The organism is Paenibacillus mobilis, assembly GCF_058267595.1.
On sequence record NZ_JBZCMS010000006.1, the window covers coordinates 268,331 to 280,968 of the forward strand.

The following is a 12,638-nucleotide window of genomic DNA, read 5'->3' on the forward strand; positions in this document are numbered from 1 at the left end:
GCTTAAAAGAACTAACTAAAGAATTAAAACAACAAGTTGTGGAGGTTTAAAACATATGGCTTATACGCGGGGCAACCTTGCAGTTCAAGAAAAGTCACCCGAAAGAGTACACGGAGCGCCCAAATACAGGGAAACTACAAAGGTTGTGACCCGCAAATCGCATCTCCCGATGCGTGAAAAGCTGCTTTATTTAATTACCATTGCTTGTGTAGTGGGAATTGCAGGTGTTCTGATCTGGAGAAATGCTTATATTTACGAACTGAAAATGCAGGTGCATACCTCGGAAAATAAAATCAAGACCTACACGACGGAAATTACCGAATCCGAGGTGAAGAAGCAAAAGCTGCTGGACTTGATTCCGGATAAAGCGCAAGAGCTGGGGTTCGTAGCTCCGGAAACAGACGGCATTAGAATCAATGAGAGTGACGGAACAGTTACGGACGACAAGTCGGAAGATCTGCCTGCAACGGCGAAGAAATAAGTAGCAAAGAAGGTTGAGCGTATGACCAGAAGAATAAAAATGCGGACACTGCTCATAGGGGGACTAACCACCCTCTTTTTTATTGTCTTAATGACGCGGGTATTCTGGATTCAGGTGGTTAACGCCGGCTTTTGGCAGGATTATGCGGAGAAGCAGTGGTCCAAGAAAGAAGTCATTAAAGCGACCCGGGGAACGATCACCGACCGGAACGGCGCAACGCTGGCCATGGATATCCCCGCTTATACCATTGCCGTAAATCCCCGAGTTATCGATGAGTATAAAATCCAGGCCGACGTCGTAGAAGGCCTGCATTCGATTTTGGGGAAACCGGAGGATGAACTGCTTGCGCTCGTGAATGCAAAAGATTCGCAGGGCAAGCTGTACGCTCAGCGTGAAGTACGCCTGGAGGGATGGAAGGTAGACCTTGAGGTCAAAGACAAAGTCGAAACCCTGCAGAAAAAAATCAAAGAAGAGCATCATATCGACGACTCGGGCATCAGTTTTGTTAATGAAACCAAACGGTATTATCCGAACCAGACCTTAGCCTCCCATATTCTCGGTTATATGAACCGTGAGGGCCAGGCGGTGACCGGCCTGGAGGCTTATTACAATAAAGAGCTTGAAGGCCAGGACGGAGAGCTGCAATACGAAGCCGACCCGAAAGGCATCGAGGTTCCGAAAGCTGACAAGATGTATACGCCGGTAAAAAACGGAGAAAACATCAAGTTAACGATAGACAGCACTATTCAATATTATATCGAATCCGCCATGAAAAAAGCCTATGACGATCTGAAACCGATCAGCATGACGGTCATTGCGGCCGACCCGAATACGATGGACATTTTGGGCATGGCCAATATGCCGACCTTTAATCCGAACACCTACTGGGAGGATTACAATCCGGAGAATTTTACGAACCATGCCTTGACTTCGGTGTATGAGCCCGGTTCCACCTTCAAGATCGTTACGCTTGCCGGAGCTGTGCAGGAAGGTTTGTTTAATCCGAATGAAAAATACCAGTCCGGCAGCATCCGGGTACCGGGCCAGACCATCCACGATATCAACCGCGCGGGCTGGGGCAATATCTCCTTCTTGGAAGGGGTCAAACGTTCAAGTAACGTTGCTTTCGTTAAGCTCGGGTACGAGAAACTTGGGCCCGAAAGATTGAAGGATTATATCGAAAAGTTCGGCTTCGGCCAAAAGACGGGAATAGAGCTCCCTGGTGAGCTTAGCGGTCTCGTAAACATGAAGTACCCGGCGGACTATGCAGCCGCTTCCTATGGGCACGGCCAGCTTCTCGTAACGCCGATCCAGCAGGTGGCTGCCGTATCCGCGGTGGCCAATGGCGGAAAGCTGCTTGAGCCGCATATCATTAAATCCATAACGGATCCAAACACCGGCAAAACGGTGGATACCAAAACGAAAGTTGTCCGGCAGGTCATTGACCCGGACAAAGCCAAAGAGGTAGGCAGCTATCTGGAGCAGGTGGTAGCGGACCAAAAAATCGGGACCGGCCGCCATGCCTATATCGACGGTTACCGGGTAGCCGGTAAAACGGGTACGGCAGTGAAGGTCGTAAACGGCGAATACGATTATTCCAAATCGGTGGTGTCCTTCATCGGTTATGCGCCGGTCAACGATCCGAAAATTGTCATGTTGGTCGTCATCGACCAGCCGCAGAATTCGGAGCTGGGCGGAAGTACGGCCGCCGCTCCGGTCTTCAAGGAAATCGTCAGCAAGGCGCTGCCTTATATGGGTGTACCTAAAACAAATGTCACGAAGGAAACGGCGAAGAACAATACGGACGCCGCCGCCAAAGCTCCTTCTCTGACCGGTGAAACGCTGAAAGAAGCCACCGGCCAGCTGATCCAGGACGGAATTGCTTACGAAACGCTGGGCAAAGGCAGCAAAGTGATCTCCCAGTTCCCGAAAGAAGGAACGGCCATGGAAGCCGGACAAATCATCTATCTCCTGACAGAGGAAAGCAAAACGATGACCGTGCCGAATCTTGCCGGAAAATCGCTGAGAGATGCGGTCGAAGTGCTGTCGCTGATGGGCGTTTCGGTTACGGCCGAAGGTGAAGGTTACGTAGCGAGCCAATCGGTTACCCAAAATAAAGACGGGTCCAGAAGCGTGCATCTGAAGCTGCAGCCTCCGGCAACAAAAGGCCAAGCCGGGTCGGGCGAAGATTCGGACGGCGGAGAATCGGATACTGAAGATTCGGCTGGTTCGACGAACACGACGGACGCCTCTGCGCCGAATGAAAACGAGCCGCCAGGATAGCTTGTTCTAACCCCTCTTTTCCCTGAATAAGAATGGTACTATATGACAGCTGACAAGCCGATGTCTTCGGCATGTTCCCCAAAGCTGTCTAGCATCAGGTGTTCAGGGAAGAAAGGGGAAACGCGATGATGAAGATTTCCGGACTAACCATCCGCAAACGGTTGTTGTGGCTGTTGCTGATCTTATGCGTGATGTTTGCGGCGCTGATCGTCAGGCTGGCTTATGTCCAGCTCGTCAAAGGCGAAGAGCTTTCGGCCAAAGCCGAAGACAACTGGCGCAGAAACATCGCTTTCGCGCCTAAACGCGGCGAAATAACGGACCGTAACGGAACAGCCCTGGCGTATAATGTTACGACGCCGACGATTATGGCCATTCCGGTCCAGATTAAAGACAAGCCGGGTACTGCCCGCAAGCTGGCCCCTCTTTTGGATATGACGGAAGATCAGGTGCTCAAGCTGATTTCCAAAAAGGAATCTTCCGTGTACCTCAAGCCCGGCGGGCGCAAAATTACGATGGAGAAGGCGCAGCAAATTCGTGATTTGGCGCTGCCGGGCATTGTTGTTGCCGAAGACAACAAAAGATATTATCCTTATGGCGGACTTGCGGCGCATATTCTCGGGTTTACCGGGATCGACAACCAGGGCCTTACCGGGGTCGAAAAGAAATATGACTCGCAGCTCAGCGGCATTCCCGGCAGCATTTCCTTCCTGTCGGATGCGGCGGGACGGCTCATGCCGGGCTCGGACGAAAAATATACCGAACCGAAAGACGGGTTAACGCTGGAGCTGACGATCGACAAATCGATTCAAAGCATCATGGAGCGCGAGCTGGACAAAGCGATGACGGATTTGAAGGCCGACGGGGCCTGGTCCATTGCGATGAATCCCAAAAACGGCGAAATATTGGGAATGGCTTCGCGCCCGGGATATGAACCGGGTTCGTATCAGGATTATTCTTCCGAGGTGTACAACCGGAATCTCCCGATATGGATGACTTACGAGCCGGGTTCGACGTTTAAAATCATTACGCTCGCCGCGGCGCTGGAAGAGAAAAAGGTCGACCTGCTTAACGACCGCTTTTTTGATCCGGGATACGTCAAGGTGGGAGGAGCCACGCTCCGCTGCTGGAAAAAAGGCGGCCATGGCAGCCAGACTTTCCTCCAGGTCGTGGAAAATTCCTGCAACCCTGGATTTGTTGCTCTGGGGCAAAAGCTTGGCAAAGACACACTTTTCAAGTATATTAAAAACTTCGGATTCGGCAGCAAAACCGGTATTGATCTTGGCGGCGAGGAAAACGGGATTTTGTTCAAACCCTCGCAAGTCGGGCCGGTCGAGCTGGCTACAACCGCTTTTGGGCAGGGCGTCTCGGTGACGCCGATCCAGCAGGTAGCTGCGGTTTCGGCGGCTATCAACGGCGGCAACCTGTTTAAACCGCATGTGGCTAAAGCCTGGATTAACCCGGATACCGGGGTAACCGTCCAAAACGTCCAGCCCGAGCTGGTGCGCAAGGTGATTTCCGAGGGGACTTCCGCCCAGATTCGATCCGCGCTCGAAAGCGTGGTGGCGAATGGGACCGGGGGCAATGCCTTTATTGACGGCTACCGGGTCGGCGGCAAAACGGGAACTGCGCAGAAAGTCGTTAACGGACGGTATTCGGCAAACGAGCATATCGTTTCGTTTATCGGTTTCGCGCCGGCGGATGATCCGCAAATTATCGTGTATACGGCCGTGGATAACCCGCAAGGCATTCAGTTCGGCGGCGTCGTCGCGGCACCGATCGTCAAAAACATTTTAAAAAGCTCGCTGGAATATATGGGCGTCAAACCTAGAGCCGACCAACTTAACAAGAAATATAAATACGGGGAAACACCGACCGTAACGGTGCCGGATTTGGTTGGACAATCGGTAGAGGATATTTACGAGGATATGAACTCCAACTTTATGCTTGCCAGATCGGGCGCAGGGAATTATGTGATCAGCCAGGCGCCGAAAGCCGGGTCCCGGGTACAGAAGGGCTCTACGATCCGGATTTATATGGGAAGCGAAAAGGAAGCGGAGTCTGCGGTAGAAGAACAGGAGAAGAAGGAAAAAGGCGGCAATGAAAAGCCGCCAGGATGATCATACTATTAACAGAGATAATGAAAGATGGAGGGGTTTTTAATGCAGCTAAAAGATCTGGCGGCCTGTCTGGCCGGTTCGGTAATTATCGGTGACGGGAGCTCCTCCTGCCAAAATATTCAAATTGATTCCCGGAAAGTCGTTTCCGGGGATCTGTTCATTTGTTTGCCCGGTCATACGGTTGACGGGCATGATTTTGCCGCCCAGGCCGAAGCGAAAGGGGCCGCCGCCCTTGTAGTTGAACGCCATTTGCCGGGCAGCCGGCTGCCGCAGCTGCTGGTAAAAGACGCCCGCCTGGCGATGGCAGTTTTGGCTAATGTCTATTATCATTTTCCGAGCCGGAAGATGAAGGTGATCGGCATTACGGGCACCAACGGCAAAACGACAACCTCATATTTGATCGAAAGCATTTTTGAGCATGCAGGGAACAAAACCGGACTGATTGGCACGATTCAGCGCAAAGTGAACGGCACGGCTTACCCGATGTCCGGAACGACGCCCGAGGCGCTCGATCTGCAAAAATATTTGCATGAAATGGTAGAATGCAAAACCGATTATTGCGTGATGGAGGTCTCCTCCCATGCGCTGGAGCAGGGCCGCGTGAAGGGCACCGAGTTCAGAACGGCGATTTTTACGAACCTGACGCAGGATCATTTGGATTATCATAAAACGATGGAAGACTATCGTGCGGCGAAAGGCTTGTTTTTCTCCCGATTGGGCAACGGCTATGCGCAGCAGGAAGAGGAACGGAAATATGCCGTGCTGAATGCTGATGATCATGCGTCGGCATTTTTTGCCAAACAGACGGCGGCAGAAGTGCTTACATACGGAGTAGACCACAAGGCGGATGTGCAGGCGTCTCAAATCAAAGTGACGGCACGGGGCACGGAGTTTCATGTCCGGACTTTTGCCGGCGAAACCCAGATCACTTTGCAAATGGTAGGGAAATTTAACGTATACAATGCTTTGGCCGCGATTACAGCCGCCCTGCTTGAAGGGGTTTCGCTTGAGCTGATCAAGGAAAGCCTGGAAGCGGTCAAAGGGGTGGACGGTCGGGTAGAGGCCGTTCAGGAAGGACAACCTTTTGCGGTAATCGTGGATTACGCCCATACGCCGGACGGCCTGGAGAACGTGTTAAAGACGGTTAAGGAGTTTGCGGAAGGGAAAATCATCACCGTCTTCGGCTGCGGAGGCGACCGGGATAAAACCAAACGTCCGCTTATGGGCGGGATCGCCGCGCAATATAGCGATTATGTGGTGGTAACCTCGGATAACCCGAGAACGGAAGATCCGCGGCAGATTTTGCTGGACATCGAGAAAGGCCTCAGGGAACGGCGGGTGCCGGAATCGGTTTACGAGCTGGTCGAGGACCGGCGGACCGCAATTCATAAAGCTATTGAAATGGCAAGCCCCGGAGATGTAGTATTGATTGCGGGAAAAGGCCATGAAACCTACCAATTGATCGGCGGCCAGGTTCATGATTTCGATGATCGCAAGGTCGCCAAAGAAGCTATAAGGGGTTTGACAAAGTGATAAAAAGAACTTTAGAAGCTATAGCCGCCATGTGCGGCGGACAACTCAAAATGCCCGTCGGCCGGGAAAAGGAAACGGGTGCCTTTTTAGAGGGCGTAACGACCGATTCTCGCAAATTGACGGAAGGCTGCCTGTTCGTGCCATTGACAGGGGAAACCTTTGACGGCCATGATTTTGCCGCCGATTGTCTCAAGCGCGGAGCCGGTGCCGCTCTTTGGTCCCGCAGCCAGAAGGATTATCCGTCCGAAGGGCCGGTTATTCTGGTAGAAGATACGCTTGCCGCGCTTCAGCGCCTGTCCAAGGCTTATCTGGCAGAGAGCGGAGCCCATGTTATCGGAATTACGGGCAGCAACGGGAAAACGACCACAAAAGACATCGTGACCTCCCTACTGTCCACGACATACAAGGTGCATAAAACGCAGGGGAACTACAACAACCATATCGGCCTGCCGCTGACCATCCTCGCTATGCCGGAGGACGCCGAGTTTGCCGTGCTGGAGATGGGGATGAGCGCCCGCCGTGAAATCGAGCTCTTATCCTCGATTGCGGAACCGGAGACGGCGATCGTCACCAACATCGGCGAATCCCATCTGGAGCACCTCGGTTCCCGGGAGGAAATCGCCAGGGCCAAACTGGAAATTCTGGCCGGAATGAAACCGAAAGGTTTGTTTGTGTATAACGGCGACGAACCGCTCATTCCGCAGGTTTTAGGCGAGCCGGAAACCGTTAAGCCGGAGGGGCTCCAAACGGTAACCTTCGGATTGGGCTCGGACAACGACTATTACCCGACCGGCATGATGTTTCTGGAAGCCGGGACGACCTTTACCGCCAGCGGGTTTGAGGCGGATACCGCTTTTGCGCTTCCGCTGCTGGGCAAACACAATGTCTCCAACGCTCTGGCCGCGATGGCGGTTGCTGCCCGATACGGGGTAAGCGAAGAAAACATCCGCAAGGGGCTTGAACAAACCAAGCTGACCGGCATGCGGATCGAGCTGCTGAAAGGGACGAGCGGAATTACGATTCTGAATGATGCTTATAACGCCAGTCCTACCTCCATGAAGGCGGCGCTGGAAGTGCTGGCTTCCATGAGCGGGTTCGGCAGAAAAATAGCCGTACTCGGCGATATGCTGGAGCTGGGTAACGATGCGGAGCAAATGCACCGCGAGGTCGGAGGGTTCCTGACGGAGGAAAAAGCGGATCTGCTGTTTGCTTACGGAACCCTTGGCGCTTATATCGCCGAAGGAGCCGAACGGCTGCCTGCCGAAGCTGTACAGTCGTTTACAGACAAGTCTAAGCTCATCGAGGTGCTGGAGCGAACGCTGAAGCCGGACGATGTTGTGCTTGTCAAAGCCTCGCGCGGCAACCGGCTGGAGGAAGTCGCCCAGGCCATTGAGCAATTTTCATTAAACCAATCATAGCGAAAGGGGAGCCATCATGGACTTTCAACTTATACTTTTAACTATCGGCGTATCCTTTATTCTCGCCGTGATTGCCTCGCCGCTCTTTATTCCTTTGCTGCGCCGCATGAAATTCGGCCAGCAGATCCGGGGAGAAGGGCCGCAAAGCCATTTGAAGAAAGCCGGGACGCCAACGATGGGTGGCATTATCATTATGGTTGCTTTTACCATCGCATTTCTTAAATTCACGAGCAAAATGGATACCGACTTTTACGTGCTGCTGATTGCTTCGCTTGGCTTCGGGCTGGTCGGATTCCTTGACGACTATATTAAAATCGTGTTTAAACGTTCGCTTGGGCTGACGGCCAAACAAAAACTGTTCGGTCAGCTCCTGTTCGCCGTTATCGTATGTATTCTTTTGATCCGGAACGGCCACAGTACCGCTATAGGCATTCCCGGAACGGATTATTCGTTCGACTGGACCGGATGGTTTTATTATCCGTTTATCGTCGTCATGATGCTGGCTGTCAGCAACGCGGTTAACTTCACGGACGGGCTTGACGGCCTGCTGTCCGGCGTGAGCGCCATTGCTTTCGGCGCTTTTGCGGTAGTAGCCATGCAGGCGACTTCACTTCCTGCGGCGGTCTGCGCTGCGGCCATGATCGGTGCCGTACTGGGCTTTCTCGTATTTAACGCTCATCCAGCTAAGGTGTTTATGGGGGATACCGGCTCGCTCGGCATCGGCGGGGCGATTGCGGCGATTGCGATCGTAACGAAAAGCGAGCTGCTGTTCCTGGTGATCGGCGGGATTTTTGTCATCGAAATGCTGTCCGTCGTGCTTCAGGTCGGCTCCTTCAAGCTGCGCGGCAAACGGATCTTTAAAATGAGTCCGATTCATCATCATTTCGAGCTGTCCGGCTGGTCGGAATGGCGGGTTGTCATTACCTTCTGGGTGGTTGGACTTGTGCTTGCAGGCATCGGACTTTATCTCAATAAGGGGTTGTAGGTTATGAAACATCCTGAACAATACCGCGGACAAGATGTCGTTGTGCTCGGCCTGGCGAGAAGCGGGGTTGAAGTGGCCAAAGTCATGTTCAAACTGGGAGCGCACGTGATCGTTAACGATAAAAAGGACAGGGCCGAATGTCCCGAAGCATCCGAACTGGAGGCTTTGGGAATTTCTGTTGTATGCGGAGGGCATCCGGAGGGCCTGATTCACGAGGGCACTTCTTTGGTTATAAAAAACCCGGGCATCCCTTATATGGCGCCTCCGGTCCAAACCGCCCTGGACCTGGGCATCGAGGTGGTCACCGAAGTCGAGGTCGCCTACTGGCTTTGCAAGGCGCCGATGATCGGCATTACCGGTTCCAACGGCAAAACCACCACAACGACCTGGACAGGAAAAATGCTGGAGGCCGCGGGGCTTTCCCCGATTGTAGCCGGCAACATCGGCATTCCGCTCACCGAAGCTTCCCTTCAGGCGGCGGAAGACGACTGGATGGTGGTGGAGCTCAGCAGCTTCCAGTTAAAAGGGACCCAAGCCTTCCGTCCGAGGGTGGCCTGCCTCCTGAACGTGGTGGAAACCCATCTGGATTATCATAAAACGATGGAAGACTATATCGCCTCCAAAGCCAAACTGTTCGCCAATCAGCAGGAAACCGATACAGCCGTCCTCAATTGGGACGACCCGGTCTGCCGGGGGCTTGTTCCTTACATGAAGGCGCGGCTGCTGCCTTTTTCCATGACGGAACGGCTTCCTCAAGGCGGTATTTACGTCGAACCTCCTTATGCCGATAAAGAGGAGGATACCTTGGATCGCCAGGTGGTTTACCGGAAGGCGGACGGTGGAGCCGTCACGCTGGTTTATACTTCGGAAATCGGTCTGCCGGGACGATTTAACGTGGAAAATGCGCTCGCCGCCGCCGCTTGCGCGATTGCTGCAGGAGCGGATCCGGAGAAGCTTGCCGAACCGCTTCGCAGCTTCCGAGGCGTGGAGCATCGCCTTGAATTCGTTGCGGAAAAGAAAGGAGTTGTTTATTACAACAACTCCAAAGCAACCAACTCCAAAGCGACGGCGATGGCCATCGGAGCGCTGAACGCCCCGATTGTGCTGATTGCCGGCGGCCTGGACCGCGGATCCGATTATATGGATCTGCTTCCGTGTCTGCAGGATAAGGTCAAAGCTGTCGTGACCTTGGGACAAACGAAAGAGAAAATCGCGCAGGTAGCGAAGCAGGCGGGGATATCCTCCGTGATCGTAGTCGATAATGAGGAAGACGCCGCCGAAACGCTGCGCCGCGCGATCCGCGAAGCCGAAAGCCTGGCGGGCAAGGGAGATGCCGTGCTGCTGTCTCCCGCCTGCGCAAGCTGGGACATGTTTGCTTCCTACGAAGAGCGTGGACGCATTTTTAAAGAGGCGGTGCATAACCTTTAAGTAGGGGGGTATCAGACAAGCCCCTACTTCTGCATATGAGGTGGCTTCCGCTTATGAGCAAGTTGCGCCGAGCGCCGGACATTTGGCTCCTGATCAGCATATTGAGCCTGCTGGCGATAGGGATGGTAATGGTCTACAGCGCTGGTTCCGTGCTGGGCTTCCACGACCACGGGGATTCTTTTTATTTCGTGAAAAGACAGCTTCTGTTTGCTATTTTAGGTTTGATAGCCATGTTTTTTATGATGAATTTCGACTATCGGCGGCTGCGGAAATATGCCAAGCTGGGTCTGCTGGTCTGCTTCGGTTTGCTGGTCATCGTGCTGATTCCCGGGATCGGCGCGGTCCGGGGCGGGGCCCGCAGTTGGCTTGGCATTAGCTCGTTCGGGATCCAGCCCTCAGAGTTTATGAAGCTCGGCATGATCTTGTTCCTGTCCTACATGCTAAGTAAAGAGACTTACGACATCACCCGGTTTGTAAAAGGATTGCTGCCCCCGCTCGGAATCAGCGGGCTCGCCTTCGGGCTGATTATGCTTCAGCCGGATTTGGGCACAGGCACGGTTATGATGGGGGCGGCCATGCTGACCATTTTTACCGCAGGGGCCCGCTTCAAGCATTTGACCGGTCTTGCCATGGTGGGTGTCGGCGGGTTCGTCGGCCTCGTCCTGGCTGCTCCATACCGTCTAAAGCGGATAACGGCCTTTCTGGATCCTTGGTCGGACCCGCTTGGCGCAGGCTACCAGATCATCCAATCGCTTTACGCGATCGGTCCCGGCGGGTTGGCCGGATTGGGGCTCGGCATGAGCCGGCAGAAATACAGCTATGTCCCGGAGCCGCAAACGGACTTTATTTTTTCGATTTTGTCGGAGGAACTCGGGTTTATCGGCGGCACCATCGTGCTTCTCCTGTTCCTTATTCTCGTTTGGAGAGGGATGCGGGTCGCGATGACGCTGGACGACAAATTCGGGAGTTTCCTGGCCGTCGGCATCGTCGGGATGGTAGCGATTCAAGTTATTATTAATATAGGGGTAGTAATCGGGTTGATGCCGGTGACGGGCATAACGCTCCCGCTCATCAGCTATGGCGGTTCTTCGCTTACGCTGATGCTGACGGCGCTGGGCATCCTGCTGAATCTATCCCGCCACGCGAGGTGATCCTATGCGAATTGTGCTCAGCGGAGGCGGTACAGGCGGACATATTTATCCGGCGCTGGCCGTAGCGAAGCAATTCAGCGAAGAATTTCCGGGGACGGAATTTTTGTATATCGGCGGGACAAGAGGTTTGGAGAGCAAACTTGTTCCGAAAGAAAATATCAGGTTCGAAGCCATTGAGATAACGGGTTTCCGCCGCAAGCTTTCCATCGATAACGTAAAAACGGTTATGCGGTTTTTGAAAGGGGTTGGCCGTTCCAAGCAGCTCCTCCGGGAGTTTAAGCCCGACGCGGTCATCGGAACCGGCGGTTATGTGTGCGGTCCGGTCGTTTACGCGGCGGCCAAGCTGGGCATTCCGACGGTCATCCACGAGCAGAACGCGGTTCCGGGACTGACCAACAAGTTTTTAAGCAAATATGTAAGCACCGTGGCGGTAAGCTTTGAGGGAACGGAGCCTACTTTCCCGGGTGCCAAAAGAGTCGAATATACCGGCAACCCGCGTGCCACAACGGTGTTTAAAGCCGACAAGGAGCGGGGATACGCTTCGCTTGGCCTTCCGTCAGGCAGCGACATAGTTCTGGTAGCCGGAGGGAGCCGCGGAGCGAAGGCGATCAATGACGCCATGGTCGAGATGGCCCCGCTTACGGAGAAACTTTCGAATGTTCATTTCGTTTATGTAACGGGAGAAAGCTATTACGAGACAACCGTACAGGAAATTCGTAAAAAAGCGGGCAGGATGCCTTCACGGCTCCATGTGCTGCCTTACATACACAATATGCCGGAGGTGCTGGCGGCAACGAAAGTGATTGCCGGCCGTTCGGGCGCTTCGTTCCTGGCAGAGGTCACTTCGCTGGGCATCCCTTCGATCCTGATTCCTTCGCCGAACGTAACCAATAACCACCAGGAGAAAAACGCGCGGAATCTGGAAGCCGCGGGAGCGGCCGCAGTTATTGTGGAGAGCGACCTCTCCGGAGCCTCCTTGTTTCAGGAAATTCAACGGCTGATGAAGGACGAACCGTTAAGACTGTCGATGGCCGAATCGGCCAGGCAGCTGGGCAAGCCCGATTCCGCCCATGTCATCGTGGAGCTCCTGCAGCGCTTGGCTGCGGAGAATAAGTAACGCATAACCGCGATCCCGCTTCATACGGGCATTTGTCACACTCGGCTGGGGCCTTTCATAAGATACCCTATAATCGTGACTATCACCCGTGGAGGCCGGATCTAGCTTATGAAATCTGAAGCGGC

At 53.7% G+C, this 12,638-nt stretch carries 9 protein-coding genes; all 9 read left to right on the plus strand.

From position 1 onward, the window contains the following. Positions 1-55 precede the first annotated feature (55 nt). Positions 56-481 carry a hypothetical protein gene (locus AC3ZPD_RS13540; protein ID WP_490984819.1) on the plus strand — a complete coding sequence of 142 codons (426 nt, stop codon included), beginning with the start codon at positions 56-58 and terminating at the stop codon, positions 479-481. A 21-nt stretch (positions 482-502) separates the two neighbouring features. Next, positions 503-2,764, plus strand: coding sequence for a penicillin-binding transpeptidase domain-containing protein (locus AC3ZPD_RS13545; protein ID WP_490984820.1), 2,262 nt, complete (start codon positions 503-505; stop codon positions 2,762-2,764). A 128-nt stretch (positions 2,765-2,892) separates the two neighbouring features. Continuing rightward, complete coding sequence (locus tag AC3ZPD_RS13550) at positions 2,893-4,881, plus strand: stage V sporulation protein D (RefSeq protein WP_490984887.1); 1,989 nt, start codon at positions 2,893-2,895, stop codon at positions 4,879-4,881. Between the two features lie 42 nt (positions 4,882-4,923). Beyond that, positions 4,924-6,414 (plus strand): UDP-N-acetylmuramoyl-L-alanyl-D-glutamate--2,6-diaminopimelate ligase, encoded by a 1,491-nt coding sequence (locus AC3ZPD_RS13555; protein ID WP_490984821.1) that lies wholly within the window; start codon positions 4,924-4,926, stop codon positions 6,412-6,414. Further along, positions 6,414-7,832: a UDP-N-acetylmuramoyl-tripeptide--D-alanyl-D-alanine ligase gene (locus AC3ZPD_RS13560; RefSeq protein ID WP_490984888.1), complete on the plus strand. Its 1,419-nt coding sequence runs from the start codon at positions 6,414-6,416 to the stop codon at positions 7,830-7,832. Before AC3ZPD_RS13555 ends, AC3ZPD_RS13560 begins: the two co-directional genes overlap by 1 nt. A 16-nt stretch (positions 7,833-7,848) precedes the next feature. Further along, positions 7,849-8,817, plus strand: coding sequence for a phospho-N-acetylmuramoyl-pentapeptide-transferase (mraY, locus tag AC3ZPD_RS13565; RefSeq protein ID WP_490984822.1), 969 nt, complete (start codon positions 7,849-7,851; stop codon positions 8,815-8,817). A gap of 3 nt (positions 8,818-8,820) precedes the next feature. Further along, positions 8,821-10,245 (plus strand): UDP-N-acetylmuramoyl-L-alanine--D-glutamate ligase, encoded by a 1,425-nt coding sequence (murD, locus tag AC3ZPD_RS13570; RefSeq protein ID WP_490984823.1) that lies wholly within the window; start codon positions 8,821-8,823, stop codon positions 10,243-10,245. A gap of 53 nt (positions 10,246-10,298) precedes the next feature. Further along, the gene (gene spoVE / locus AC3ZPD_RS13575) at positions 10,299-11,396 is read left to right on the plus strand and encodes a stage V sporulation protein E (RefSeq protein WP_490984824.1); all 1,098 of its coding nucleotides are present in this window, start codon (positions 10,299-10,301) and stop codon (positions 11,394-11,396) included. Between the two features lie 4 nt (positions 11,397-11,400). Next, positions 11,401-12,513, plus strand: a complete 1,113-nt coding sequence (gene murG, locus AC3ZPD_RS13580; protein WP_490984825.1) for an undecaprenyldiphospho-muramoylpentapeptide beta-N-acetylglucosaminyltransferase — start codon at positions 11,401-11,403, stop codon at positions 12,511-12,513. Positions 12,514-12,638 lie beyond the last annotated feature (125 nt).